This is a genomic window from Methylosinus sp. is20ea (assembly GCF_059718135.1).
In genome coordinates this window covers 2,851,258-2,875,914 of sequence record NZ_AP046088.1, presented here as the reverse complement: position 1 = coordinate 2,875,914, position 24,657 = coordinate 2,851,258, and the positions used below count along the sequence as shown (strand labels likewise).

General features: G+C 66.2%; 22 protein-coding genes. 9 read left to right on the top strand and 13 right to left on the bottom strand.

Annotated elements, in window-relative coordinates; all coding sequences use genetic code 11:
* Nucleotides 1–7 precede the first annotated feature (7 nt).
* The gene (leuC, locus tag AC6IY7_RS13475) at nt 8–1,417 is read right to left on the bottom strand and encodes a 3-isopropylmalate dehydratase large subunit (protein WP_497779781.1); all 1,410 of its coding nucleotides are present in this window, start codon (nt 1,415–1,417) and stop codon (nt 8–10) included.
* 144 nt (nt 1,418–1,561) lie between these two features.
* Here leuC and AC6IY7_RS13470 point away from each other — a divergent pair, with 144 nt between their 5' ends.
* Nucleotides 1,562–2,560 (top strand): small ribosomal subunit Rsm22 family protein, encoded by a 999-nt coding sequence (locus AC6IY7_RS13470; protein WP_497782841.1) that lies wholly within the window; start codon nt 1,562–1,564, stop codon nt 2,558–2,560.
* A 1-nt stretch (nt 2,561) separates the two neighbouring features.
* Entirely contained in the window at nt 2,562–2,978 is a 417-nt protein-coding gene (locus AC6IY7_RS13465; RefSeq protein ID WP_497779780.1) for a VOC family protein, read from the top strand.
* A 16-nt stretch (nt 2,979–2,994) separates the two neighbouring features.
* Here the strand turns inward: AC6IY7_RS13465 and AC6IY7_RS13460 are convergent, their stop codons facing one another.
* Nucleotides 2,995–3,441 carry a hypothetical protein gene (locus tag AC6IY7_RS13460; protein ID WP_497779778.1) on the bottom strand — a complete coding sequence of 149 codons (447 nt, stop codon included), beginning with the start codon at nt 3,439–3,441 and terminating at the stop codon, nt 2,995–2,997.
* A 113-nt stretch (nt 3,442–3,554) separates the two neighbouring features.
* Nucleotides 3,555–3,959, bottom strand: coding sequence for a 50S ribosomal protein L19 (gene rplS, locus AC6IY7_RS13455; protein ID WP_497779777.1), 405 nt, complete (start codon nt 3,957–3,959; stop codon nt 3,555–3,557).
* 560 nt (nt 3,960–4,519) lie between these two features.
* Here rplS and glpE point away from each other — a divergent pair.
* Nucleotides 4,520–4,840, top strand: a complete 321-nt coding sequence (glpE, locus tag AC6IY7_RS13450) for a thiosulfate sulfurtransferase GlpE (RefSeq protein WP_497779776.1) — start codon at nt 4,520–4,522, stop codon at nt 4,838–4,840.
* A 110-nt stretch (nt 4,841–4,950) separates the two neighbouring features.
* Nucleotides 4,951–5,985 carry a tryptophan--tRNA ligase gene (trpS, locus tag AC6IY7_RS13445; RefSeq protein ID WP_497779775.1) on the top strand — a complete coding sequence of 345 codons (1,035 nt, stop codon included), beginning with the start codon at nt 4,951–4,953 and terminating at the stop codon, nt 5,983–5,985.
* Nucleotides 5,986–6,095: 110 nt separating this feature from the next.
* On the opposite strand, the gene glcF is transcribed toward trpS, so the two are convergent.
* The 3 genes from glcF to AC6IY7_RS13430 all read right to left on the bottom strand — a co-directional run bounded on the left by glcF (nt 6,096) and on the right by AC6IY7_RS13430 (nt 10,365).
* Nucleotides 6,096–7,376, bottom strand: a complete 1,281-nt coding sequence (gene glcF, locus AC6IY7_RS13440) for a glycolate oxidase subunit GlcF (protein ID WP_497779774.1) — start codon at nt 7,374–7,376, stop codon at nt 6,096–6,098.
* Between the two features lie 96 nt (nt 7,377–7,472).
* Nucleotides 7,473–8,651, bottom strand: coding sequence for a glycolate oxidase subunit GlcE (glcE, locus tag AC6IY7_RS13435; protein ID WP_497779771.1), 1,179 nt, complete (start codon nt 8,649–8,651; stop codon nt 7,473–7,475).
* A 220-nt stretch (nt 8,652–8,871) separates the two neighbouring features.
* Nucleotides 8,872–10,365, bottom strand: coding sequence for an FAD-linked oxidase C-terminal domain-containing protein (locus AC6IY7_RS13430; RefSeq protein WP_497779769.1), 1,494 nt, complete (start codon nt 10,363–10,365; stop codon nt 8,872–8,874).
* Nucleotides 10,366–10,522: 157 nt separating this feature from the next.
* Between AC6IY7_RS13430 and AC6IY7_RS13425 the strand changes: the two genes are divergently transcribed.
* On the top strand, nt 10,523–10,936 hold the full coding sequence (locus AC6IY7_RS13425) for a GlcG/HbpS family heme-binding protein (RefSeq protein ID WP_497779768.1): 414 nt from the start codon (nt 10,523–10,525) through the stop codon (nt 10,934–10,936).
* A gap of 50 nt (nt 10,937–10,986) precedes the next feature.
* Here the strand turns inward: AC6IY7_RS13425 and AC6IY7_RS13420 are convergent, their stop codons facing one another.
* A complete protein-coding gene (locus tag AC6IY7_RS13420; RefSeq protein ID WP_497779767.1) occupies nt 10,987–11,310 on the bottom strand; it encodes a DUF3572 domain-containing protein in 324 nt (107 codons plus the stop codon).
* 162 nt (nt 11,311–11,472) lie between these two features.
* On the opposite strand from AC6IY7_RS13420, the gene AC6IY7_RS13415 reads away from it, so the two are divergent.
* Nucleotides 11,473–11,844, top strand: coding sequence for a response regulator (locus AC6IY7_RS13415; protein ID WP_024880681.1), 372 nt, complete (start codon nt 11,473–11,475; stop codon nt 11,842–11,844).
* Nucleotides 11,845–11,857: 13 nt separating this feature from the next.
* Entirely contained in the window at nt 11,858–13,228 is a 1,371-nt protein-coding gene (locus tag AC6IY7_RS13410; RefSeq protein ID WP_497779766.1) for a PleD family two-component system response regulator, read from the top strand.
* A gap of 363 nt (nt 13,229–13,591) precedes the next feature.
* Here AC6IY7_RS13410 and AC6IY7_RS13405 read toward each other — a convergent pair whose 3' ends face one another.
* The 3 genes from AC6IY7_RS13405 to clpB all read right to left on the bottom strand — a co-directional run bounded on the left by AC6IY7_RS13405 (nt 13,592) and on the right by clpB (nt 17,536).
* Nucleotides 13,592–13,948 carry a hypothetical protein gene (locus tag AC6IY7_RS13405; RefSeq protein ID WP_497779765.1) on the bottom strand — a complete coding sequence of 119 codons (357 nt, stop codon included), beginning with the start codon at nt 13,946–13,948 and terminating at the stop codon, nt 13,592–13,594.
* Between the two features lie 130 nt (nt 13,949–14,078).
* Nucleotides 14,079–14,690, bottom strand: a complete 612-nt coding sequence (locus AC6IY7_RS13400) for a glutathione S-transferase family protein (RefSeq protein WP_497779763.1) — start codon at nt 14,688–14,690, stop codon at nt 14,079–14,081.
* A gap of 230 nt (nt 14,691–14,920) precedes the next feature.
* Complete coding sequence (clpB, locus tag AC6IY7_RS13395) at nt 14,921–17,536, bottom strand: ATP-dependent chaperone ClpB (RefSeq protein WP_497779761.1); 2,616 nt, start codon at nt 17,534–17,536, stop codon at nt 14,921–14,923.
* Between the two features lie 234 nt (nt 17,537–17,770).
* Here clpB and AC6IY7_RS13390 point away from each other — a divergent pair, with 234 nt between their 5' ends.
* Nucleotides 17,771–19,093 carry a hemolysin family protein gene (locus AC6IY7_RS13390; RefSeq protein WP_497779757.1) on the top strand — a complete coding sequence of 441 codons (1,323 nt, stop codon included), beginning with the start codon at nt 17,771–17,773 and terminating at the stop codon, nt 19,091–19,093.
* Nucleotides 19,094–19,114: 21 nt separating this feature from the next.
* Here the strand turns inward: AC6IY7_RS13390 and AC6IY7_RS13385 are convergent, their stop codons facing one another.
* The 3 genes from AC6IY7_RS13385 to htpG form a co-directional block, all read right to left on the bottom strand.
* Nucleotides 19,115–20,086 (bottom strand): DUF4167 domain-containing protein, encoded by a 972-nt coding sequence (locus AC6IY7_RS13385; protein WP_497779753.1) that lies wholly within the window; start codon nt 20,084–20,086, stop codon nt 19,115–19,117.
* Between the two features lie 784 nt (nt 20,087–20,870).
* Nucleotides 20,871–21,755, bottom strand: coding sequence for a peptide chain release factor N(5)-glutamine methyltransferase (gene prmC / locus AC6IY7_RS13380; RefSeq protein WP_497779752.1), 885 nt, complete (start codon nt 21,753–21,755; stop codon nt 20,871–20,873).
* A complete protein-coding gene (htpG, locus tag AC6IY7_RS13375; protein ID WP_497782840.1) occupies nt 21,752–23,737 on the bottom strand; it encodes a molecular chaperone HtpG in 1,986 nt (661 codons plus the stop codon). The genes prmC and htpG overlap by 4 nt, the downstream gene beginning before the upstream one ends.
* A 494-nt stretch (nt 23,738–24,231) precedes the next feature.
* Between htpG and AC6IY7_RS13370 the strand changes: the two genes are divergently transcribed.
* Complete coding sequence (locus tag AC6IY7_RS13370) at nt 24,232–24,648, top strand: DUF2794 domain-containing protein (protein WP_497779749.1); 417 nt, start codon at nt 24,232–24,234, stop codon at nt 24,646–24,648.
* Nucleotides 24,649–24,657: the final 9 nt, after the last annotated feature.

The window sequence follows — 24,657 nt, the reverse complement described above, 5'->3', positions numbered from 1 at the left end:
GCGAGACTTACCTCCAGCTGCGGACATCCACGAAATGGCCGGCGATCGCCGCCGCCGCCGCCATGGCGGGCGAAACGAGATGCGTGCGGCCCTTGAATCCTTGGCGGCCCTCGAAATTGCGGTTCGAGGTCGAGGCGCAGCGCTCGCCCGGCGCCAGCCGGTCCGGATTCATCGCGAGGCACATGGAGCAGCCCGGCTCACGCCATTCGAAGCCGGCGGCGGTGAACACCTTGTCCAGCCCCTCCGCCTCGGCCTGCGCCTTGACGAGGCCCGAGCCCGGCACGACCATGGCGTTGACCCGCCCGCTGACCGTCTTGCCGGCGATCACGGCGGCGGCGGCGCGCAGATCCTCGATGCGGCCATTGGTGCAGGAGCCGATGAAGACGCGGTCGATCGCAATGTCGCTCGCCTTCTCGCCGCCCGCGAGGCCCATATAGTCCAGCGCGCGGGTGATCGCCTGACGCTTGGCCGGATTGGCGACGCTGTCCGGCGTGGGCACCAGGCCGGTGATCGGGATCACATCCTCGGGCGAGGTGCCCCAGGTGAGGATCGGCGGCAGAGCGGCCGCGTCGATGACGATCTCGCGATCGTACTGCGCGCCCTCGTCGCTGCGCAGCGTTTCCCAATAGCGGCACGCCGCCTCGAAGACCTCGCCCTGCGGGGCCTTGGGGCGGCCGCGGAGATATTCGTAGGTCTTCTCGTCCGGCGCGACGAGGCCGGCGCGGGCGCCGCCCTCGATCGACATGTTGCAGACCGTCATGCGGCCCTCGATCGAGAGATCGCGGATCGCCTCGCCCGCATATTCGATCACATGGCCGGTGCCGCCGGCGGTGCCGATCTCGCCGATGATGGCGAGAATGATGTCCTTGGCGGTCGCGCCCTCGGCCAGCTTGCCGTCGACGCGCACCAGCATATTGGCGGCCTTTTTCTGGATCAGCGTCTGCGTCGCCAGAACATGCTCGACCTCGGAGGTGCCAATGCCATGGGCGAGCGCGCCGAAAGCGCCATGGGTGGAGGTGTGGCTGTCGCCGCAGACGATCGTTGTGCCGGGCAAAGTGAAGCCCTGCTCCGGGCCGACGATATGCACGACGCCCTGCCGCGCATCATGCTCATTGTAATATTCGACGCCGAATTCCGCGGCGTTGATGGCGAGCTGCTCGACCTGCGCCTTGCTCTCCGGGTCTGTGATCGGCAGAGAGCGGTCGGTCGTCGGCACATTATGGTCGACGACGGCGAGCGTCTTTTGCGGCGCGCGGACCTTGCGGCCGGTGACGCGCAGCCCCTCGAAGGCCTGCGGGCTCGTCACCTCATGGATCAAATGGCGATCAATGTAGATGAGGCACGCGCCGTCCTCCTGCTCATGAACCACATGATCGTCCCAGATCTTGTCGTAGAGCGTGCGCGGGCGTCCTGCCATTTGTCTCGTTCCTGCTCCGAACTGCCGTAAAAAGAGCCGCAAATTCGGTCTCGACCGAACCCGGTAGGCTGTTCTACTCGCAACCCGGTCGGCTTGGAAGTATGTAATCTCGGCGACGCCCGAGCGGGAGGCCTCTTCGACGTGATGCGATTTTCGACGGCGCCGCCACAGGAGCTCACGGCCGCGCTGGCGCGCCTATTGGACGAGCGCTCCCGCCGGGCGCTGGCGGAGCGAACGACGCGCATTTCCGCCCTTTATCGCGCCGGCCGGACGACGGCGGAGGCGATTCTCGACGAAGACGACGCCCTCGCCTACGCCCTCTATCGCCTTCCGGCCACTTATGCGGCGACCATTCATGCGCTCGGCCGCCTCGCCGAACGAGCCCCGGATCTCGCTCCGCGTCGAATGCTGGATCTCGGCGCCGGGCTCGGGACGGCGAGCCTCGCCGCACGCGAGGTCTGGCCGCAAATGGGCGAGAATGTGCTGCTCGACCGTAGCGCGCCCTTTCTGGCGCTCGCCCGGCGGCTCGCCGGCGAGGCGCTGGCCGAGGCGAGAATCATCGCCGGCGATCTCGCCGCGCCGCCCGATCTCGGCGCGGCTTTCGATCTCGTCGTCGCGAGTTACGCTTTGACGGAAATCGCCGAGGAAAAGCTCGACGCCGCCGTCGACGCCGCCTGGAGCCGCTGCTCGGGAGCGCTGGTCCTCGTCGAGCCCGGCACGCCGCGCGACCATGCGCGGCTGATGCGGATGCGGGCGCGGCTCGTCGCGGCCGGGGCGCGGGTCTCCCTCCCCTGCCCGCATTCGGCGCCCTGCCCGCTAGAGGCGCCGGATTGGTGCCATTTCTCGGTGCGGCTCGCCCGCTCGCGCGACCACAAGCTGCTCAAAGGCGCCGACTCGCCCTTCGAGGACGAGAAATTCGCCTATCTGGTCGCGACCCGAGCCGAAGCCGCCATCGAGCCGGCGTCGGCGCGTATGTTGGCTCGGCCGGACGTTCTCAAGCATGGATTAAGGATAAAGCTTTGCGCTGCGACGGGAATCGAGGAAGTTACGGTGGCAAAGCGCGATAAGCAGACATTCGCGCCTATAAAAAAGAAAGACTGGGGCGACGAGGTCGCCGCGGGGGAAATGTCGGCGAGGGAATGACATGCAGCGGCCGAGGGTCTCGCCTTATCTCACCGTCTCGCCGGCCGCCGGCGCGATCGCTTTCTACACCGCCGCCTTCGGCGCGCAGCAGCGGGCGCTGATGCCCTCGGTCGACGGGATGCGCATCGCCCATTGCGAGCTGACGATCAACGGCGGCTCGGTGATGCTCGCAGACGCCTTCCCCGAGCTCGGCCACGCCCGCCCGCCGCTTCCCGGCGAGCAGGTTACCGCCTCGGTGAGCCTCGAATATGACAAGGCGCAGGAGGTCGACGACATCGTCGCCCGCGCCAGCCAGCTCGGCGCCAAGGTCGAGACGCAGCCGACCAATACTTTCTGGGGCACGCGCTACGCCGCGCTGCGCGATCCGTTCGGCCACAGATGGATATTGAACGCGCCGCTCGATTCGTCCGGGAGCTGAGCCGTAGCGACTCGCGTTACGGCTCGACGAAGAAAGAGCGTCGCATCGAGGTCCAAGTGTCGAGCGCCAGCTCGATCTCCGATGCCGATTCGCAGCAGAATTGCGCGAGCGGCGAGGCGTCGCCGACCAGAATGGACGGCACCACCGCCGCCCGCGCCGGCAGCACGGCGCCGGACACGCTGGCGGCGATGACGAAAGCCTGATCGAAAGGCCGCGCGGCCTCGATCGCCCGCGCCAACGGCTCCGCGCCCTCGCCGGCGTCATAGAGCTTCGCGAAACGGCCGGCGAGACCGAGCCCGTCCGCCACAGCGGCGAGGTCCGGCGTCCCCGCGGCGAAGGCGATATGGGTCCAGCCCTTGGCGGCGAGCGCCGCCAGCGCCTCCGCCGCGCCCTCCACCAGCCGCCATTCCGGCTCGCGGCGCGCGACGACGCCCTCGAAATCCCAGAACAGGATTTTGCTCATCGGTTCTCTTCACGGCTCGATAGAGACGACGAAGCGACGGAAGCGATCCTGGGGGCCTATCGCCGCACAGAATCGCTCCGCCACGCTCGCGATGATGGGGAAAGCTTTGGGCCTTACTCGGCCGCGGGCGCGGCCTTGTCCTTGGCCTTCGTCTTGTTGTCGATGCGCTCGGCGATACGGGCGGATTTGCCGCGACGGTCGCGCAGATAATAGAGCTTGGCGCGGCGCACTTTGCCGCGGCGGACCAGCTTGATCGAGTCGATGAGCGGCGAATGGAGGGGGAACACGCGCTCCACGCCCTCGCCATAGGAAATCTTGCGGACGGTGAAGCTCTCGTTGATGCCGCCGCCCTGGCGGGAGATCACCACGCCCTCATAGGCCTGGATGCGGGAGCGCTCGCCTTCCTTCACCTTCACATTGACGATGACGGTGTCGCCGGGGCGGAATTCCGGGATCGACTTGCCTTCGAGAAGGCGGGCCGATTGCTCGGCGTCGAGTTGCTCGATGATGGAGGGCATGAAAAAACTCCTGCCGTTTCGCCTTTTCGCCGCAGGGGCGCTCTGGCGAGCGTTTCGGGACGCTGTTTTGATTTGGACGCGTCGCCATACACGAGGCTGCGCCGATTGTCGAGAGCGGGGGATGGCCGGGCAAGGTGAAAGCAGGAAGGGGCGCGTTCACCCTCCCCTTCGAGGCTATCGGATTCACACATCGCGAAACACTACGGCTGTCATGGCCGGGCTTGTCCCGGCCATCCACGCCAAGCGGCTGAGAAACCAAAGGAAAGCGCCAACTATCGACGGATTTCATCTCATGGCGTGCGCCACTGGAGCTTCGGCGTCACGCCAAAAGCCAAAATTTCGAGACGCCTCGGCGTGTTGGCGTGGATGGCCGGGACAAGCCCGGCCAAGACGTCGCGGGGGCGAGGATGATGGTGTGCATTCGATAGCCCCTCGAGGGAAGGTAAAAAACGCCTCTTCCGTCAGCTCCTTTCGTTCGGCCGACGCACACTTGGCCCCGTCTTCGCATGGCGCGGCCGGAGCGGCGCCGAGGGCGCCTTTTAAAAGCGCGAGACCGAACAATGGCAGACTTTCGCAGGATCGACGTCGCCGGCGCGCGCGACGTCATCAGCCGCGGCGAGACGCTCGTTCTCGACGTGCGCGACCCCCAATCCTTCGCGCGCGGGCACATAGAGGGCGCGGAGAACACCTCGCAGGACGAATTGAACTATTATCTGTTCGAGACGCCGAAGGAGACGCCGGTCATCGTCTGCTGCTACCACGGCAATTCCAGCCAGTCCTTCGCCCGCATTTTCGCCGATATGGGCTTTGCCGAGGTCTACAGCCTCGACGGCGGCTATGAGGCCTGGGCGGCGGCGGAGAAGGCGGCGTCCGGCGCCTGAGGCGAACCGGGAAAAGACGCGAGCCGGGATGAGACGCGAGCGGGATACTTGCGCTCGGGGTCCCGCATTGTCATAAGAACCGCCGATCTCGAACCAGTCGGCGCTCATCCATGACCAGCTTCCCGCAGCGCGTGTTTTCCGGCGTGCAGTCCACCGGCAATCTGCATCTCGGCAATTATCTCGGCGCGATCGTCAAATTCGTCGAGCTGCAGCGGAGCTTCGACTGCCTCTATTGCGTCGTCGACCTGCACGCCATTACCGTGCCGCAGGACCCGATCGCGCTGAGGAACAACACGCGCGAGATCGCCGCTGCCTTCATCGCCTGCGGCATCGATCCGAAGAAGAACATCGTTTTCAATCAGAGCCAGGTGGCCGAGCACGCCGAACTGGCGTGGGTGCTGAATTGCGTCGCCCGCATCGGCTGGCTGAACCGCATGACGCAGTTCAAGGACAAGGCCGGCAAGGATCGCGAGAACGCCTCCATGGGCCTGCTCGACTATCCGGTGCTGATGGCGGCCGATATTCTGCTCTATCGCGCCACCCATGTGCCGGTCGGCGAGGATCAGAAGCAGCATCTCGAGCTGTCTCGCGATATTGCGCAGAAGTTCAACAACGACTTCGCCGAATCGATCGCGCGCAATGGTTTCGGCGATGCTTTCTTCCCGCTGCCGGAGCCGCTGATCTCCGGCCCGGCGACGCGCGTGATGAGCCTGCGCGACGGCACGAAGAAAATGTCGAAATCGGACGCGTCCGATTATTCGCGCATAAATCTCTCCGACGACGCCGATCAGATCGCGCAGAAGGTGCGCAAGGCCAAGACCGACCCCGACGCTCTGCCGTCGGAGGAGAAGGGGCTGGAGGGACGGCCGGAGGCGGATAATCTCGTCGGCATTTTCGCGGCGCTGTCGCAGCGCACGAAAGCCGATGTGCTCGGCGAATTCGGCGGCGCCAATTTCTCGACCTTCAAAGTCGCCCTCGTCGATCTCGCCGTGGCGAAGCTCTCGCCGATCACCGCCGAGATGCGCAAGCTGATGGCGGACGAAGCCTATATCGACAATGTGCTGCGCGACGGCTCCGCGCGGGCGCGCGACTTGGCGCGCACGAATATGGATGCGGTGAAGGACATCGTCGGCTTTTTGCGCTGACCGATCGGCTCTAGAGTCTTTCCAGTTCAGATTGAACCGGAAAGACTCTAGATTCCCTTACTGTCGTGTTTTCTTCACGCGAACCGGTTCCCACTTCGCTCGAAAACACTCTAGGAAAGCGGCTTCGGCCCTCCACTCGCCCAGTCCAGCAATTGCACCGTATGGACAATGGGAATCGCCGTCCCATGCCCGATCTGAATCATGCAGCCGAGATTGCCGGCGGCGATCGCTCGAGGCGCGACCAATTCGATATTGGCCACTTTGCGCTCGCGTAGCGCGCTCGCGAGCTCGCCCTGCAACAGATTATAGGTTCCCGCCGAGCCGCAGCAGATATGGCTCTCCGGGACGGGAACGACATCGAAGCCGGCGCGGCGCAGCAACTCCATCGGCAGATCGGCGATCTTCTGCCCATGCTGCAGCGAGCAGGCGGAATGATAGGCGACGCGCAGCTTTCCGACGTCCGTCGACGGCGCGAAATCGAGCGCGGCGACGATTTCCGTCACATCGCGCGCCATAGCGGCGATGCGCGCCGCCTTTTCCGCGAGCGCGGGATCGTCGCGGAACATATGGCCATAGTCTTTGACCGTCGTTCCGCAGCCGGAGGTGTCGATAACGATATGATCGAGGTCGCCGCGCTCGATCTCGCGCGTCCAGGCTTCGATATTGCGGCGCGCCAGTCCATGCGCCTCTGCGGCCTTGCCGAGATGATGCGGCAGCGCGCCGCAACAGCCGACGCCTTCCGCCACCACCAGCTCGACGCCGAGACGCGTCAGCAGACGCACGGTCGCCTCATGAATCTTCGTGTCGAGCACGGTCTGCGCGCAGCCGCTGAGCAGAGCGACGCGCATTTTGCGCGCGCCCTGCGCAGCGAAACTCTGGGGACGATCGACGGGCGACGGCGCCGGCAGGCGCGCCGGCGCCATAGCGACAATGTCGCGCAAGCGACGCGGCAGCATTCCGGCGAAAGGCCGCACCAGCGAAGCCGCGCGCAGCGACTGCCGGAACAGCGCCGGCCGCGTCAGCAGATGAGCGAGCGTCGCGCGCAACATGCGATCGAGGAGCGGCCGCCGATAGGTCTTCTCTATATGTGCACGCGCATGATCGACGAGATGCATGTAATGCACGCTCGACGGACAGGTCGTCATGCAGGAGAGGCAGGAGAGGCAGCGGTCGACGTGACGCACGGTGCGCTCGTCTGCGGCGCGGCCGTTCTCCAGCATCTCTTTCATGAGATAGATGCGCCCGCGCGGCGAATCGAGCTCGTCGCCGGTCAGCAGATAGGTCGGGCATGTCGCCGTGCAGAAGCCGCAATGCACGCAAGCGCGCAGGATTTTCTCCGACTGCGACATGTCGGAATCGGCGAGGAGCTCGGGGGAGAAATGCGTCAGCATCGCGTCTCGTGACTTGTCTCGTGCGGGTCGAAGACGCCCCCTCCCCAACCCTCTCCCGCGCAGCGGGGGAGGGTTGGGGAGGGGGCGTCCGCGACATCAGAACTCCGCGCGCAATCGCCCGCGCTCCAGAATGAAGCGCGGATCGAAGGCCTCCTTCACGCGCCGCGTGAGCGCCGCCAGCGCAGAAGGCTGCGGATGGAACACATCGACGCGCGCGCGAATATCGGCGTCGGCGCGGATGAGCGTCGCATGGCCACCGAGCGCATCGACGATCGCGCGGATCGCCGGCGCATGCGCGTCCGCCGCTGTCTCGAGCCGCAGCCAGACGAGGCCACCGGCCCAATCATAGACATGCGCGACGAGAGGCGCGCCGGCGCCGCGCAGCCGCTCGACGAAAGCGAAACCATCGGTCGGCGCGAGCGAGACGCGCCATATGACGCCCTCGCCCTCCGCCACCGGCGCGGCGTCACGCAGATGAATCCAGAAAGCGCTGCTCTCGGCGTCGCGCAGCACGTCCGTCGCGGCGCCGACGGAGGCGAGCAAAGCGGCGAGATCGTCGCGGCGCGTCACGACGGAAATCTCCGGCCCCTCGAGCCGCAGCGCCGCCGCGTCGCCCTGCGGATCATAGGCGAAGCTCGACACTTCAAAAGGCGAGCCGGACGCCTTGCGCAGCGCTGCGAGACCCTTCTCCTCGCCGAGACCGCGCAGCAGCAGCGTCTCTTCCGTCTCCGCCTTGGGCAGGACTTTCAACGTCGCCTCGGTGAGCGCCGCGAGCGTGCCATAGGAGCCGGTCACGAGCTTGGAAAGATCATAGCCAGTGACATTCTTCATCACGCGGCCGCCCGATTTGACGATCTCGCCGCGACCGGTGACGCAGCGAAAGCCGAGCAGATGATCGCGCGCCGCGCCCGCCTTTATGCGCCGCGGGCCGGAGGCGTTCACGGCGACGACGCCGCCGATCGTGGCGTCGTCGCGCGCGCCGCCGAGAAGCAACGCATGATCCATCGGCTCGAAGGCCAATTGCTGATTTTGCGCATCGAGCAAAGCAACGATCTCGCGCAAGGGCGTGCCGGCGCGCGCCGTCAGCACCAGCTCTTGCGGTTCATAGAGCGTGACGCCCGTGAGCGCGGCGAGCGAGAGGATTTGCTCGCGCTGCGTCGCGCGGCCGAGAGCCGATTTGGAGCCATGGCCTTCGATCGACAAAGGCGCATCTTCGGCGATCGCAGCGCGGATCGCGTCGGCGACATCGGCTTCGTCTCCCGGCGTCAGGCGCATGCGATGGGCTCGCGTCCCTTCTCCCGCTCGCGGGAGAAGGTGGCCCGGCGAAGCCGGGTCGGATGAGGGCCGCCGCGATTTACCGCGTTCTCGGACGCGAATAAAAAAGAGACCGCGAGCTGACGCGAGCCCTCATCCGACCTCGCTTCGCGAGGCCACCTTCTCCCGCGAGCGGGAGAAGGAAGCGCGCACATCGATCGTTGGAAAACGGCCGGCATCCTCAAAACCTCGGCAGCTCGGGAAACGGCAGCTTGCCGCCCTGCACATGCATCATGCCGAGCTCGGCGCAGCGATGCAGCGTCGGAAACACTTTGCCTGGGTTCAGACGATGCTGCGGATCGAAGGCGCATTTCACGCGCTGCTGCTGCTCCAGATCGGCCTCGTCGAACATTTCGCCCATCAGATCGCGCTTCTCGACGCCGACGCCATGCTCGCCAGTCAGCACGCCGCCGACCTCGACGCAGAGGCGCAGAATATCGGCGCCGAGCTTTTCAGCGCGTTCTATGTCGCCCTCCTTGGAGGCGTCATAGAGAATGAGCGGATGCAGATTGCCGTCGCCGGCATGGAACACATTGGCGACGCGCAGCCCATGAAATTTCGCCAGCCCGTCCATGCGCGTGAGCACCTCCGGCAGGCGACCGCGCGGAATCGTGCCGTCCATGCAGAGATAATCCGGCCCGATGCAGCTCACCGCCGGAAAGGCGTTCTTGCGCCCCGCCCAGAAGCGCAGCCGCTCCGCCTCGCTCTGCGAGATCCGCGTCTCCGTCGCGCCCTCGGCGCGGGCGATCTCCTCCACCACGGCGACGAGATGGTCGACCTCGGCCGGCGTGCCGTCCAATTCGACGATGACGATGGCGCCGGCGTCGAGCGGATAGCCGCAGGGCTGGAAACTCTCCACCGCGCGAATGGTGGCGGCGTCCATCATCTCGAGGCCGCCCGGAATAATGCCGCGCGCAATGATCGCGCCGACGCAGCGCGCGCCGGCCTCCACCGTCGGAAAAGCGAGCAGCAGGCCGCGCGCGGAAACCGGCTTTTGTAGCAGCCGCACAGTGACTTCGGTGACGACGCCGAGCAGCCCTTCCGAGCCCGTCATGAGCCCCATGAGATCATAGAGCTCGCTGTCCAGATGCTTGCCGCCGAGGCGCAGCACCTCGCCGCCCATCAGCACCATCTCGAGGCCGAGTATGTTGTTGGTGGTGAGGCCATATTTGAGGCAATGCACGCCGCCGGCGTTCTCGCCGACATTGCCGCCGATCGTGCAGGCGATCTGCGAGGAGGGATCGGGCGCATAATAGAAGCCCGCATATTCGACGGCTTTCGAGATGGCGAGATTCTGCACGCCGGGCTGCACGCGCGCGCAGCGATTCTCGAAATCCACTTCCAATATGCGGTTGAATTTGGCCATTCCGAGCAGAATGCCGTCCTCGAGCGGCAGCGCGCCGCCGGAGAGCGAGGTGCCAGCGCCGCGCGGCACCAACTTCACATTCATCTCCTGCGCCAGCGCCATGATCGCGCTCACCTGCGCCACCGTCTCCGGCAGAGCGACGACGAGCGGCAGCGCGCGATACATGACCAGCGCGTCGCATTCATAGGCGCGGCGCGCGGTCTCGTCGGCGATGACGTCGGCGGCGGGCAATATGGCGCGCAGGCGCGCGAGCAGCTCCTCGCGGCGCGCCATTATCGCCTGCTCGGGAAGCGGCATGACCAGGGACATGCGGTCTCACTGAGAAAAGGGGCCGAAACTTCGGCTCGGCGCTGCGGCCGGCTTGCGCGTCCCGGCCGTTTCGTGTCTCGTAACCTCCCTATTCGAGCGGGCGCCGGCGCGCAAGCCCGCCGCTCGCTGCGGTTGCGAAGGACAGGACGCTCGGCCGATGCAGACACGATTCGCTCTCACTCTCGCCGACGCCAGGCGCGTCGCCGCCGCGGCCGAGGCCGAAGCGATCGGGAACGGCTGGAGCGTCGTCATCGCCATCGTCGACGACGGCGGCCATCTCGTGCTTTTGCAGCGCCTCGACGGCACGCAGACCGCCTCCGCCGAGATCGCGACGCACAAGGCGCGCACCGCGGCCCTGTTCAAGCGTCCGACCAAGGCTCTGGAAGACATCGTCGCCGGCGGCCGCGCCGCCATGCTGAGCCTGCCCGGGATCACTGCGGTGGAGGGCGGCCTGCCGCTCGTCTATCGCGGCGATATCGTCGGGGCGATCGGCGTTTCCGGCGTGCAATCGTTTCAGGACGGCATCGTCGCCAAAGCGGGCGCGGAGAGCCTGGACGATGCGCAATCATGACGAAAAATGGCGTTGATTCGGCATGGGCGCTTTTGCGCCGCTTTCGCGCCTCAATCCATGATGGGCCCCGATAGCGCCATCATCGCCGCGACGACGCTCTCGGGCGAAAGATTTTCCTCGGCGGAAAAAGCAATGAGCAGCGGCTCGTCGCCACAAACATGCGCGAGCAGAGCGATCTGAAACCCTTCTTCCCCCATGAGCGCGCGAATATCGCCGGGATCGACGCCGGTGAGCGCCAGAAAACGCCCCATACGGTCGTCATCGGCAGCCAGAAAGACCAATGAACGCAAAGCGATAGATCGCGCCTCCGATTTCGATGGCGCGGCTGCCCGCTTTTCGCCACCGAGACGGTGTCTAGTCTTTTCGATTTTCATTTCATCAATCTTCATCTGCTAACCCGAAGGCGAGATCGTCTTCGAATGCACCGGCTTTCGATTTCGAGACGAGACGGAACCTTCCGCCGCCGCCTTCGGGAACGAGACGCCAATGGGCGCGAGCCGCGCCGAAACGAGAGCAGAATCGCGAGAGCGGAGCCAATGCCCAAAACCGTCCTCATCGTAGAGGATAATGAGCTCAACATGAAGCTCTTCAACGATCTCCTCGAGGCCAATGGGCATTCGACGCTGCAGACCAAGAGCGGCGTCGAGGCCATCGCGCTGGCGCGCAGCCACTCGCCCGACCTCATATTGATGGACATTCAGCTGCCGGAGATATCCGGCCTCGAGGTCACGCGCTGGCTCAAGGACGACGAGCAGCTGCGCTCCATCCCGATCATCGCGATCACCGCCTTCGCGATGAAGGGCGACGAGGAGAAAATTCGCCAGGGCGGCTGCGAGGCCTATCTCTCGAAGCCGATCTCCGTGGCCCGCTTTCTAGAAACCGTGAACGCATTTTTGGCGGACAGATGAGAGGCCGAGCGCCATGACCGCACGCATTCTGATCGTCGACGATTTGGCGCCCAATGTAAAATTGCTGGAGGCGCGTCTGACGGCCGAATATTTCGACGTCCTGTCCGCGACCAACGGGCCCGAGGCGCTGGCGTTCTGCCGCGAGGATCGTTGCGACATCGTCCTGCTCGACGTCATGATGCCCGGCATGGACGGTTTCGAGGTCTGCCGACGTCTGAAAGCCGATCCCCTCACCGCGCATATTCCGGTGGTGATGGTCACCGCGCTCGACCAGCCCGCCGACCGGCTGCGCGGCCTGGAGGCCGGCGCCGATGATTTTCTCACCAAGCCGGTGGACGAGGTCGCGCTCATCGCGCGCGTGCGCTCGCTCGCCCGCCTCAAGGTGATGCTCGACGAATTGCGCGCCCGCGCGGACACGTCGGCGAGCCTCGGCCTCGGCGACAAGGGCGCGCGCGCAATCGCCGACGCCGGCAAGAACGGCCGCATATTGGTGCTCGAGGACCGCGGCAGCTCGGCTGAGCGAATCACCATGGCGCTGCGCGACCTGCATGAGGTGACGATCGTCTCCGATCCGCAGGATGCGCTATTCCGCGCCGCCGAGGGCGATTTCGATCTCATCGCCGTGAGCCTCGATCTCAACGGATTCGACGCGCTGCGCTTCTGCAGCCAGATTCGCTCTTTGGAGCGCACGCGGGCGCTGCCGATTCTCGTCATTGCCGATATGGACGACCGCAGCCGCATTTTGCGCGGCCTCGATCTCGGCGTGAACGACTATATCGTGCGGCCCGTCGATCGTAACGAGCTGGTCGCCCGCGTCCGCAGCCAGCTGCGCCGCAAGCGCTATGCCGACAGCCTGCGTTCCGATCTGCAGGCGGCGATCGAGCTCGCCGCCGTCGATTCGCTGACCGGCCTCAACAACAGGCGCTATCTCGAGACGCATCTCGCCGCTCTGCTCGACCAGGCCGCCCATAAGGGCCGCGCGCTGACGCTGATGATGCTCGACATCGACCACTTCAAATCGGTCAACGACACCCATGGCCATGACGCCGGCGACGCGGTGCTGAAGCATTTCGCCCAGAGGATGCGCCGCGTGGTGCGCAGCGCCGATCTCATCTGCCGTCTCGGCGGCGAGGAATTCGTCATCGTGATGCCGGACACGCCGCTCGTCGTCGCCGCCAAAGTGGCCGAGCGCGTGCGCGCCGCCATACAGTCGGAGCCCTTCTGCATCGACCGCAACGGCGCCGCCATACCGGTCACCGCCTCGATCGGCATAGCGGAGCGCGGACGCGACGCCAACGCCGAGGCGCTGCTGCGCCGCGCCGACAAGGCGCTCTACGAGTCGAAGAGCGCCGGCCGCAATCGCGTCACCGCCGCCGCCGCCTGATCCCCCACACAAAAAAACCCTGCCCGAACCTTGGTCGGGCAGGGGGGAAAGTTGGGAGCCCCACTCGGAGGAGAGCTTCCGAGTGAAGAGGAGAGGCGCGCCGCCGCTGCGGGCCGCGTCGCCGATGGGATCGCCCGGGAGACTGCGAGCTGCGCGACGTCGATGCGCGACCGCTCGGCAAAACACAGGCGGAAATCGTCTGGATGGGAGGACGGAGGCGAGCCTGTCGCTCTCTACTCCGCTTCCGGCGTCGCGATCGCGGCGATAACGCCTTTCGATCCGTCCGACGCAGTCCTCATCCCTGCTCGGGGGAGGGGCTCGGGAGCCCTCCCTCTCACGACTTCGCAGTCGCGTCGCGCGGGATCAGGCGAGGCGCGAGGGTGGCGCGCGTGGAGAGAGTGGCCGCAATTCCGGCGGCGCGGCGGCGGCCGTTCGATCGTCGATAATCGGGACGATCGCCGAAGGGAAGTCGAAGCTCAGGACGATGACGACCGTATCGGCCCCGTCGACCTCGGCCGAACCGCTGCAATGGAGCATGCAGCATGGGCCGACATGCTTCTGGACAGGCGCGGAGCCGGAGGATGTGGAGCCCGACTGATCGGTGACGCAGACAACGCCGAAAGCGCCGCCCTCGGCCATCGCGCCGGCAGCGAAGCCCACCGCCACGATCTGCAACAGAAGGACCGCAGCCGCCAGCATGCCGACGACGGCTCTATCCATCTTGAAGATCCAACGGGTCTCAGCTTGCACGGGCCGCCTACTCCGAGCTGCGAGCCAACACGCTAGGGGAGAGCCCGCAAAGGGTCAAGGCGCCCGCCGGGGAGCCCATGCGGCAAGATGTCGCGCGCAATCAGCGATAGCCTTCCTCGGCCAGCACCTGCCGCACAGTGGGCCGCGTCTTCATCAGCTCGTAATGGGCGCGGCAATTGACGGGCAGCTCCATGCCGATCTTGTCGGCCCAGAACTCCACATAGAAGAGGCCGGCGTCGGCGATGGAGAAGGCGCCCGCCGCATAGCTCTTGCCGTCGAGCTCGCCGCTCACCTTCAGCAGCGCCTCGGCGACGATCTCGCGCCCCTGCGCCTTCACCGCCTCTATGTCGCCCGCGACGGCGTAGCGCTCCGGCGTGAAGACGCGGCGGAAGCCCTCGCCATGAATGTAGCGCGTCGCGAAATTGAGCACCTCCATCGCCCGCTCCTTGCCGGCGGGGTCCTCGGGCAGCAGCTTGCGGCGCGGATAGGTCTCGGCGAGCCATGTCGCGATCGAGACAAAATCGCAGAGCGCCGTGCCGTCGTCGCGCAACAGCGTCGGAATCGTGCCATGGGGATTAATGGCCAGATATTCCGGCTTCAGATGGTCGCCTCGCGGCAGATTGAGGATATAGGCCTCGAAGACGAGGCCGATCTCCTCGAGCAGAATGTGAATTCCGGTCGAGCAGGACCCCGGCGTCATATAGAATTTCATTCGCGCGCCTCCGCTTTCGCGAGAAGCAAGTTACGCGCCGAAGGGCCCTCATCCCTCGCTGACGCGAGGGCCACCTTCTCCCACGAGGGGAGAAGGAGAACGCCCTTTCTTGAAAGACAATCGGAATTTAGACGCAGCGCCCCTTCTCCCCTCGCGGGAGAAGGTGGCCTCGCGAAGCGAGGTCGGATGAGGGGGCGCCGCCGCGCCCCCATCTCACGCCGCCTTTTCGCTCACGCCGCCTTTTCGGCCCCGAAGCTCCGCCGCCCGATCGGCCGCCCGTCCAAGGTCAACCCATGCGGATCGGTCGATATCCACACGGTCGAGCCGTCCACAATGTCGCCGCCGAGCAGCGCCTCGGCGAGCGGGTCCTGCAGCTCCTTCTGGATCACGCGCTTCAACGGCCGCGCGCCATAGGCGGGGTCGTAGCCCTTGGCGGCGAGCAGCGCCCGCGCCTTGTCGTCGAGCTTCAGCGTGATCTTGCGATCATCCAGCAGCTTTTGCAGCCTGAGGATCTGAATATCGACGATCGCGCCCATATCCTCCCGCCGCAGGCGGTGGAACAGGACGATCTCATCGACGCGGTTCAAGAACTCCGGCCGGAAATGCGCGCGCACCACCTGCATCACCTCGGCGTGCACGGCGGAGGAATCCTCGCCCTCCTGCTGCATCACCAGGAATTCGGAGCCGAGGTTGGACGTCATGATGATGAGCGTGTTCTTGAAATCGACGGTGCGGCCCTGGCCGTCGGTCAGGCGGCCATCGTCCAGCACCTGCAACAGGACGTTGAACACGTCCGGATGCGCCTTCTCGATCTCGTCGAACAGCACGACCTGATAGGGCCTTCGCCGCACGGCCTCGGTGAGCGCCCCGCCCTCCTCATAGCCGACATAGCCGGGAGGCGCGCCGATGAGCCGGGCCACCGAATGCTTCTCCATATATTCCGACATGTCGAGACGGACCATCGCCGTCTCGTCGTCGAACAGGAAGCTCGCCAGCGCCTTGGTCAGCTCCGTCTTGCCGACGCCGGTCGGCCCGAGGAAGATGAAGGAGCCGATCGGGCGGTTGGGGTCCTGCAATCCGGCGCGGGCGCGGCGCACGGCCGTCGAGACGGCGGCGACCGCCTCCCTCTGCCCGACGACGCGGCGCGACAGTTCGTCTTCCATATGCAGCAGCTTCTCGCGCTCGCCCTCGAGCATTTTATCGACCGGAATTCCGGTCCAGCGCGAGACGACCTGCGCGACATGCTCGGGCGTCACTTCCTCCTCGAGCATTTTCTGCGCGCCTTCCTTCTCGCTCGCCGCGAGCTTGCGCTCGAGATCGGGGATGAGGCCATAGGCGAGCTCGCCGGCGCGCTGGAACTCGCCGCGACGCTGCGCCTGGGCGAGCTCGTTGCGGGCGGTCTCTAGCTGCTCCTTCAGCTTCTGGGCGACGCCGAGCTTGTCCTTCTCGGACTTCCAGCGCTGGGTGAGCGCCGATGATTTCTCGGTCAGATCGGCGAGCTCGGTCTCCAATTTGGCGAGACGGTCCTTCGACGCCGGATCGGTCTCCTTGCGCAACGCCTCCTGCTCTATGCGTAGCTGGATGATGCGGCGGTCGAGCTCGTCGAGCTCCTCCGGCTTGGAATCGATCTGCATGCGCAGGCGCGAGCCGGCCTCGTCGACGAGATCGATCGCCTTATCGGGCAGAAAGCGGTCGGAGATGTAACGATTGGAGAGCGTCGACGCCGCCACGATCGCCGCGTCGGTGATGCGCACGCCATGGTGCATCTCGTATTTTTCTTTCAGCCCGCGCAGAATGGAGATGGTGTCCTCCACCGTCGGCTCATCCACGAACACCGGCTGGAAGCGCCGCGCCAGCGCCGCATCCTTCTCCACATGCTTGCGATATTCGTCGAGCGTGGTCGCGCCGACGCAATGCAATTGGCCACGCGCCAGCGCCGGCTTCAGCAGATTGGAGGCGTCCATCGCGCCATCGGCCTTGCCGGCGCCGACCAGCGTGTGCATCTCGTCGATGAACAATATGATTCCGCCCTGCGCGGCGGTGATCTCGTTCAGCACCGCCTTCAGCCGCTCCTCGAACTCGCCGCGATATTTCGCGCCGGCGATCAGCGCGCCCATGTCGAGCGCGAGCAGCTTCTTGTCCACCAGCGATTCCGGCACATCGCCATTGACGATGCGCAGAGCGAGGCCTTCGACGATCGCCGTCTTGCCGACGCCGGGCTCGCCGATCAGCACGGGATTATTCTTGGTGCGGCGCGACAGCACCTGAATGGTGCGGCGAATTTCCTCGTCGCGGCCGATGACGGGGTCGAGCTTGCCCTCGCGCGCGGCCTCGGTGAGATCGCGCGCATATTTCTTCAGCGAATCATAGGCGCTCTCGGCCGAGGAGGAATCGGCGGTGCGGCCTTTGCGCAAATCCTCGATCGCGGCGTTGAGCGTCTGCGGCGTGACGCCCGCATCGCTCAAAATTCGCGCGGCCTCCGTCCCCTTCTCGAGGGCGAGCGCGAGCAGCAGCCGCTCGACAGTGACATAGGAATCGCTGGCCTTTTGCGCGAGCTTCTCGGCATTGTCGAAGAGCCGCGCCGTCGCCTGATTGAGCGAAGGCTGTCCGGCCCCGCCCCCTGAGACTTTCGGCAGCTTGGCCAGCGCGGCTTCCGTCTTGGCGAGCGCTTCGCGCGAATGGCCGCCGGCGCGGTCGATGAGGCCGGCCGACAGGCCCTGCTCATCGTCCAGCAGCACTTTCAACACATGCTCGGGCGTGAGCTGCGGATTGCCCTCGCGCGTCGCGAGCGACAATGCCGACTGCACGAAGCCCTGCGCGCGCGTCGTGTATTTGTCGAAATTCATGGAGACCCCTCCGGCGTCGAGGCGCCACGTAAAGCGGCGCGCCTCGTCCCTATATGGCGTGAAATCGGCCCCTTGCGGCGACCGTTATGGCCGATATGGGAAAGACCCTCGCGCTCGAAAAGAGGGTGCGACCAACTGGAGCGCGAGGATTTTTCCGCTCGGACGCAGGCGCCGCTTCGCCGCCGGCCCGAAGGGGACTCGCGGGACGGGAACGGCGCCCTTATGCTCTCACCCATGCCTTACTTGCCCATGCCCTATTTGGAAATTGCCGTCGTCATCGCCTTGACCCTGGTCAATGGCGCGCTCGCCATGGCGGAGCTCGCCGTCGTCTCGTCTCGCCCTGCGCGCCTCAGAGCCTCGGCGGAGCGCGGGGTTCCCGGCGCGCGCGCCGCCCTCGTCCTCGCCTCCGATCCCGGAAAATTTCTCTCCGCCGTTCAAATCGGCATCACGCTGATCGGCGTGCTGTCCGGCGCCTTCTCCGGCGCGACCCTCGGCGCGCGGCTCTCCGAATGGATCGCCTCGCGCGGCTTGTCTCCGGCGATGTCGGAGACGCTCGGCGTCGGTCTCGTCGTCGCGGCGATCACCTATGTGTCGCTGATCGTCGGGGAGCTCGTGCCCAAGCAGATCGCTTTGCGCGATCCCGAACGGATCGCCGCCGCCGTCGCTCCGGTCCTCAGCGTGCTGGCTCGGCTCGCCGCGCCGCTCGTCTTCCTTCTCGACCTCTCCGGACGCGCGCTTCTGCGCGCCCTCGGCTATGGCGCGGCGGGCGCGCATCTCGTTTCGGACGAGGAGATCCGGGCGCTCGTCGCCGAGGCCGAGACGGCCGGCGTTCTGGAGCCGGGCGAGCGCGCGATGATCGCCGGCGTCATGCGTCTCGGCGATCGCCCTGTCCGCGGCGTGATGACGCCGCGCGGCGAGGTCGACATGATCGATCTCGACGACTCGCCGCAGACGATCCGCGAGACGATCATCGCCAGCGTCCATTCACGGCTGCCCGTCTATCGCGGCAAGACCGAGAACATGCTCGGCGTGCTGCAAGCTAAGGACCTGCTCGACGCCTATCTGCGCGGCGAGAGCCCGCAGCCGCGCGACTTCGTGCGCCACGCTCCGATCGTCCCGACCTCCGCCGACGCGCTGGACGTGGTCGAGATGATCAAGCGCGCCTCCGTCCATCTCGCGCTGGTCTTCGACGAATATGGCCACTTCCAGGGGATCGTGACCGACGCCGACATTCTGGAGGCGATCGCCGGCGGATTCGGGACGGCGGAAGGGCCGCCGGAGCCGCATGCAGTGCAGCGCGACGACGGCTCATGGCTCATCTCCGGCGGCATGCCCGCCGACGAGATGCTGGAGCTTCTCGCAATGCCTGCGTCCGAGGACCGGAGCTATCAGACGGCCGCCGGCTTCGTTCTGGCGCATGCCGGCCATCTGCCGGAGATCGGCGAGAGCTTCGACGCGCATGGCTGGCGCTTCGAAGTTCTCGACAAGGACGGCCGCCGGATCGACAAGATTCTCGCCCAGCGGGCGCTGCGGGGGCAAAGACGCGCGGCGCTCTGACCGCGCGGCGCGGCGTCCCGCTCAATCGGCGAGCGGCAGCTCGTCGGAACGCGGCGGCTCGTCGGCGGCGACATTGCCGTTGGCGTCCTCGTTCTGCGGACGCGTGCGGCGGCGGCGGCGCTGATTGAGATGAAAGCCCGCGGCCGCCTCCTCATGATCGCGAAGCGCGGCGCGCTCCGTGCGGGCGAAGGTCTCCGTCTCCTCCGGGCCGACCGCGCGAATCGGCGCGGTGATGAAGGACGGCAGCGCTGCGGCCGGCGCCTCGTCCTGCACGGCGGGCTGCACACGCGGCGGGAAGCGCCGCTCGCGATTGCGGTCGAAATTCTGGCGCTGCGGCCGCTCGCCGCCGCCCTCGGCGTTCGGTTCGGCATTGCGGTCGCGGCGATCGCGGAAGCCCCCGCGATCCTGCCCACCACGATCCTGCCCACCACGATCCTGTCCCCCGCGATCTTGACGCGGCTGGCGCTCATAGCGCGGCTCGTTGACCGGACGCTCGCCGATCGGACGCTCCTCATAGGGTTGCGGCTGTGGCTGCGGCTGCGGCGCGAATTGCGGCTGCGCCACGGGCTGCGGCGCATAGGGCGCGGAAGCATAAGGCTGCGGCGGCGGCTGATAGCCGGCGGTCTGGGGCAAGCGCTCGGAGAGCGGCGCGAAGCGATCCGAGATTCCAGTGAAATCTTCATCGTCGTCGAGATCGGATTCGGTCGCCTCATAGGTGCGGCCATAGCCGCCCTGCGCCTGCTGCTGCGCGGTCTGAGCCGCGGCGATCAGACGGAAATAATGCTCCGCGTGCTGCAGCAGGCTCTCGGCCATGATCGTGTCGCCGGAGGATTGCGCGTCGCGGGCGAGCTGAAGATATTTCTCGGCGACATGCTGAGCGGTGCCGCGAATCTTCACGTCGGGCCCGTTCGACTCGTAGGAGCGTGTGAGGGGATTGGGTCCTTTTCGACCACTATTGCGGCCGCGGATACGTTTATTCTGTCCTGGTCTCATCGAATATCCCCGAGAAGGTCCTTACGCTTAGCTGGCTCGGCGTGTCGTGCTTCGGCTGAACGCGCCGAAAGGGACGAACGCTCGAAACTGCGTCAGAGGCGGAAGCCGGGCGCGGCCATTAACCGCAACTGCCCGATCCAACGGAGCGGCTCCGCTCGACCTCGAGCAGGCGTTTCTGTCCGTTCTGTCGCTTGCGCGATCCCGATATGGATCGCGCGGCCGGCGCGGCGTCCTCATAGAATCGCCTGCGCCGAATTCACATTTCCTATCCGAGCGCCGCCGACACCCTCGAAGGCGCTGCTGAGCAAAGGGCGCGCTCGGCCCTTACGACTCGGTAGAGAGACAGCGTCCAGGTCATCCGGCTTGTCATCCGACTTTGTCGTTCGACCTTATCGTCCGACTTTCGCGAGCGCCTCCGCGCGCGTTCCTCACGCCCTCGGTTCGTTCGCGAAACCGCCGCTCACGCTCGATTGCCCGCACACGCTCCGTGTCGCGCGCCAAACACCCGATCATGCATCGTCTTTTCGGGCATCGTCTTTTCGGGTTCGAACGGCGGCGCCGGACTCCGGCCCATGCGGCGCGGAATGCGCGCCATCGGCAAAATTTCGGGGACCGGCCGTGTTTCCCCTCATCCGCGCTCGGCGTCGCTCACGACGATCAGCGTCTTGTCGAAGGCGACTATAGTCTACCCCGGCAGCCTCGCCAAGGGCGCGAACGTTCGGTCTCCAACATAAATAGGAGGTGTAGCCAATATGTCACGACCAGCGTCCCCTCCTTCGATGCGTCAGCTGCGGCGACGCGCTCCGACGGCGCGCTCGCGTCCGCCGGCGTCCTTGCGAATTCCGGCCGGCTCGAGGCCTTTCTCGGCCAATAGCGCGGCGACGCTGCGCGCCTGACCGTCTCCCGCCTCGAGCGCCGCCGCGCCCATCGGCGCGAGCAGACGCGGCAATTCCTCGACGATCTCGCGATAACAATCGAGTCCGTCGGCGCCGCCGTCGAGCGCGAGTCGCGGATCATGGAGCCGCACCTCCGGCTCGAGCGCATCCAGCTCTCCACTGGCGATATAGGGCGGATTGGAGACGACGAGATCGAATCGCGCGGCGAGCGCATCGGCCCAGCGGCCGCGCAGCACCGCCGCCCGTTGCGAAAAACCGCAGCGTGACAAATTCAGCGCGGCTGCGGCGCAGGCGTCCGCGCCGAGATCGACGCCGATCGCGCGCGCATTGGGAAATTCGGCGAGCAGCGCGCAGAGAATCGCGCCCGAGCCGACGCCGAGATCGAGGATGCGCAGCGCGTCGCGCCGTCGCTCGCGCATGAGCTCGAGCGAAAGCTCGATCAGCGTCTCCGTGTCCGGCCGCGGATCGAGCACGCGCGGCGCGACGACGAGATCATGCGTCCAAAAGCCGCGCGCGCCGAGAATGCGCGACACGGGCTCGCGCGCCGCGCGGCGCTGCGCATAGCCTCGCAGCTTTTCCCGCGCGGCGCCTGTGAGCGCCGCCGTCGGCTCGAGCAGCAACTCCGCCGCGGTGAAACCGCCGGCGGCGAACAGCAGCGCACGCGCGTCGCGGCGCGCGTCCTCGACGCCGCAGCGATCGAGAAAGGCCGCGACCTCGTCGAGCGCCGCGGCGCGCGTCACATGATCCTGCGCGAGAACAGACAGACGCGTCACCCTTTGGCGAGCAGCGCGGCGACGCGCCTGGCGAATGCGGCCGCGTCGAGCGGCGCCTCGCCATCGGCGATGCGGGCCGTGTCGAACAGCAGCCAGAAGCCGTCTTCCGCGCCGGCGCGATCGGCCTTCGCCTTTCGCGCGAGCGCGAGCACCGCCTCGTGTCGCGGATTGATCTCGAGCACGGGCTTGCCGAAGGCGCCCTTATTGCCGCTCTCCTGCAACATGCGCGCGAGCTGCAGATCGAAGCCGTGATCGGCGGCGATGAGACAGGCCGGGCTCTCGCGCAGACGCGTCGAGACGCGCACATCGTCGACCTCGCCGGCGAGCGTCTCCTTCAACATGCCGGTGAGCAGCGCGACCTCCGCGCTCGCCTCGGCGGGCGGCGTGTCGGCGGAGCCTTCCGGCGTCGGCACGGCGTCCATGTCGGCGGCGCCCTGCGTCACCGATTTGAACGGCTTGCCGTCATAGCCGACCGCGCTCGTCACCCAGAAGGAGTCGACCGGATCGTGCAACAGCAGCACATCTATGCCCTTGGCGCGATAGCCTTCGAGCTGCGGGCTCGCGGCGAGCCGCTTCTTGTCGTCGCCGGTGATGTAATAAATGGCGGTCTGATTGGGCCGCAGATTTTCGACATAGTCCTTCAGGCTGCGGTCGCCATCGGGATGCTGCGCCGTCGCGAAACGCGCTATGGCGAAAATCTCGTCGCGTCGCACCGGGTCCTCGTGCAGGCCCTCCTTGAGGACAGCGCCGAAATTCTTCCAAACGGCGGCGAATTTCTCCGAATCATTGGCGGCGAGATCGGCGAGCTCCTTGAGCACGCGCGTGCCGACCGCCTTGCGGATCGCGGCGAGGATCGGATTGGTCTGCACCATCTCGCGCGAGACATTGAGCGGCAGATCGGCGCTGTCGACGACGATGCGCATGAAACGCAGCCAGGGCGGCAGAACATCGGCTTCGCGCGAGATCAGCACGCGGCGCACATAGAGCTTGGAGCGGCTCTTGCGCTGGGGATCGAAGAGATCATAGGGCCGCGAGCCGGGCACGAAGGCGAGCACCGTATATTCCGTGCGCCCTTCCGCGCGCCAATGAATGGTGAGCGCCGGCTCGTCGAACTGGCCGGAGATCTGCTGATAGAAGTCCTTATAGTCCTGCTCGCTCACCTCGGATTTTGACTTGGTCCACAGCGCCGTGCCGTCGGTGAGGCGGCGCGGCTCCTTGCCCTGCTCCTCGACGAGATCGATCGGAATGGCGATCGCGCCCGAATGCTCGCGCAATATCTGCTCTATGCGATAGGGCTCGAGGAATTCGTCCGATGCGGAATTGAGATGCAGCGTCACGCGCGTGCCGACCGCGGGCGCCGCATCGAGAGCGAGCGGCGCGATCTGGAACGAGCCCTTGCCTTCCGATGTCCATAGGAAGGCTTCGGACGAACCCGCGCGACGCGTCGCCACCTCGATGCGATCGGCGACCATGAAGGCGGAATAGAAGCCGATGCCGAAGCGTCCAATGAGCGACCCGCCGATGGCCGCGTTTCCCTGCTCGGCGCCGCCTTTCGCCTCGAGATCGTCGAGAAAGGCGCGCGTGCCGGAGCTCGCTATAGTGCCGAGCGCGGCGACGAGATCGTCGCGCGACATGCCGACGCCATTATCCGTGACGCTCAGCGTGCGGGAGTCCTTGTCGACCGCAATGGTGACGAGCGGCGCGCCGGCCTGCGCCGCCAGCGCTTCATTCGCCACCGATTCGAAGCGCAGCTTCTCGATCGCGTCCGCCGCATTGGACACGAGCTCGCGCAGGAAAATGTCGCGCTCCGAATAGACCGAATGGGTCATCAGCTCCAAGAGCCGCGCGACATCGGCCTGGAAGCCGTAATCGCTGCGCTCGGCTGCGTCGATCGTATGTGTTTCGGCGTGATCGTTCACGGGCGTCGTCTCCGCTTTTCTATCGGCTCCGCCGCACGCGCCGCTTCCCGCAAATGGAAGCATGGCCGACGGCGCGCGGGCACTGGCCGGGATATAGAGATCGTCATTGATCGGCAATGGCGCCCGTCGAGCCGCCTCGAGCGGGACGCGAGGCATGATATCGGAGATCATCGGCAAAGTTGCAAGACTGCCGGGACGCGTCGCCGCCGGGACTGGCGCGATGCGCGACAAGCGAAAACGATGCGCCACTCGCAAAAACAAGACGGGCCGCCCGAGCGTCGCCCGGCCGGCCCGTCCATCGCCACGAACTCACGCTGCTCGAAAAGCGCCCTTCCGGGGGGCTGGGGGGCTGACGAAATCCGGAAAAACCACTTTCCGAGCCTGTCGAGGCAATACGTTAGATATTGGTCGGCTCCTTTGGCGGACAAGGGGCTCGATATTGGCGAAAATGTGAAATTTGACCTTTGGCGCCGCGCCGATCGTCGCCTGAATGTCATCTTTGTCTTGCCCTCGCGCCATTGCCGCGCGATCATGCCGCGAGAGATGGGGACAGCGGCATGAGCGAGACGGAGACGACCGAACCCAGCCGGCGGCGCGGCCTGCTCGCCGTCGTGGCAGGCCGCGCGACCAACGACCCGGAACGGACAAAGACCGCGCCCGAGAGCAGAACCGCCCCGCTCGTGTCTTTCGACCGACGCGAATTGCGGCTGCTGTTCGATCTCTATGGCTCGAAGGTCGCGGCGGGTGAATGGCGCGACTACGCCATCGACTTCTCCCCGACCAAAGCGGTGTTCTCCGTCTTTCGCCGCGCCAGCGAGTCGCCGCTCTATCGCATCGAGAAAAATCCCGAGCTCGGCCGCCGTCAGGGCGCCTTCTGCGTCGTCGCCTCCGGCGGCCTGGTGATGCGTCGCGGCCCCGAGCTCGCGCGCGTCATCGCCGTGCTGCAGAAAAAGCTCGAATTGGTGCGCGACTGACAAAGAAAA

What these genes read in the sequence shown, in the direction of transcription:
- AC6IY7_RS13470 (WP_497782841.1), top strand. Translation starts at nt 1,562, where the DNA reads ATGCGATTTTCGACGGCGCCGCCACAGGAGCTCACGGCCGCGCTGGCG.
- leuC (WP_497779781.1), bottom strand. Translation starts at nt 1,417, where the DNA reads ATGGCAGGACGCCCGCGCACGCTCTACGACAAGATCTGGGACGATCAT.
- AC6IY7_RS13400 (WP_497779763.1), bottom strand. Translation starts at nt 14,690, where the DNA reads ATGAAATTCTATATGACGCCGGGGTCCTGCTCGACCGGAATTCACATT.
- AC6IY7_RS13420 (WP_497779767.1), bottom strand. Translation starts at nt 11,310, where the DNA reads ATGAAAATCGAAAAGACTAGACACCGTCTCGGTGGCGAAAAGCGGGCA.
- AC6IY7_RS13390 (WP_497779757.1), top strand. Translation starts at nt 17,771, where the DNA reads ATGCCTTACTTGCCCATGCCCTATTTGGAAATTGCCGTCGTCATCGCC.
- AC6IY7_RS13430 (WP_497779769.1), bottom strand. Translation starts at nt 10,365, where the DNA reads ATGTCCCTGGTCATGCCGCTTCCCGAGCAGGCGATAATGGCGCGCCGC.
- AC6IY7_RS13405 (WP_497779765.1), bottom strand. Translation starts at nt 13,948, where the DNA reads ATGGATAGAGCCGTCGTCGGCATGCTGGCGGCTGCGGTCCTTCTGTTG.
- AC6IY7_RS13385 (WP_497779753.1), bottom strand. Translation starts at nt 20,086, where the DNA reads ATGAGACCAGGACAGAATAAACGTATCCGCGGCCGCAATAGTGGTCGA.
- htpG (WP_497782840.1), bottom strand. Translation starts at nt 23,737, where the DNA reads ATGCTTCCATTTGCGGGAAGCGGCGCGTGCGGCGGAGCCGATAGAAAA.
- glcE (WP_497779771.1), bottom strand. Translation starts at nt 8,651, where the DNA reads ATGCGCCTGACGCCGGGAGACGAAGCCGATGTCGCCGACGCGATCCGC.
- rplS (WP_497779777.1), bottom strand. Translation starts at nt 3,959, where the DNA reads ATGCCCTCCATCATCGAGCAACTCGACGCCGAGCAATCGGCCCGCCTT.
- AC6IY7_RS13425 (WP_497779768.1), top strand. Translation starts at nt 10,523, where the DNA reads ATGCAGACACGATTCGCTCTCACTCTCGCCGACGCCAGGCGCGTCGCC.
- clpB (WP_497779761.1), bottom strand. Translation starts at nt 17,536, where the DNA reads ATGAATTTCGACAAATACACGACGCGCGCGCAGGGCTTCGTGCAGTCG.
- AC6IY7_RS13410 (WP_497779766.1), top strand. Translation starts at nt 11,858, where the DNA reads ATGACCGCACGCATTCTGATCGTCGACGATTTGGCGCCCAATGTAAAA.
- glcF (WP_497779774.1), bottom strand. Translation starts at nt 7,376, where the DNA reads ATGCTGACGCATTTCTCCCCCGAGCTCCTCGCCGATTCCGACATGTCG.
- AC6IY7_RS13465 (WP_497779780.1), top strand. Translation starts at nt 2,562, where the DNA reads ATGCAGCGGCCGAGGGTCTCGCCTTATCTCACCGTCTCGCCGGCCGCC.
- AC6IY7_RS13370 (WP_497779749.1), top strand. Translation starts at nt 24,232, where the DNA reads ATGAGCGAGACGGAGACGACCGAACCCAGCCGGCGGCGCGGCCTGCTC.
- trpS (WP_497779775.1), top strand. Translation starts at nt 4,951, where the DNA reads ATGACCAGCTTCCCGCAGCGCGTGTTTTCCGGCGTGCAGTCCACCGGC.
- AC6IY7_RS13415 (WP_024880681.1), top strand. Translation starts at nt 11,473, where the DNA reads ATGCCCAAAACCGTCCTCATCGTAGAGGATAATGAGCTCAACATGAAG.
- glpE (WP_497779776.1), top strand. Translation starts at nt 4,520, where the DNA reads ATGGCAGACTTTCGCAGGATCGACGTCGCCGGCGCGCGCGACGTCATC.
- AC6IY7_RS13460 (WP_497779778.1), bottom strand. Translation starts at nt 3,441, where the DNA reads ATGAGCAAAATCCTGTTCTGGGATTTCGAGGGCGTCGTCGCGCGCCGC.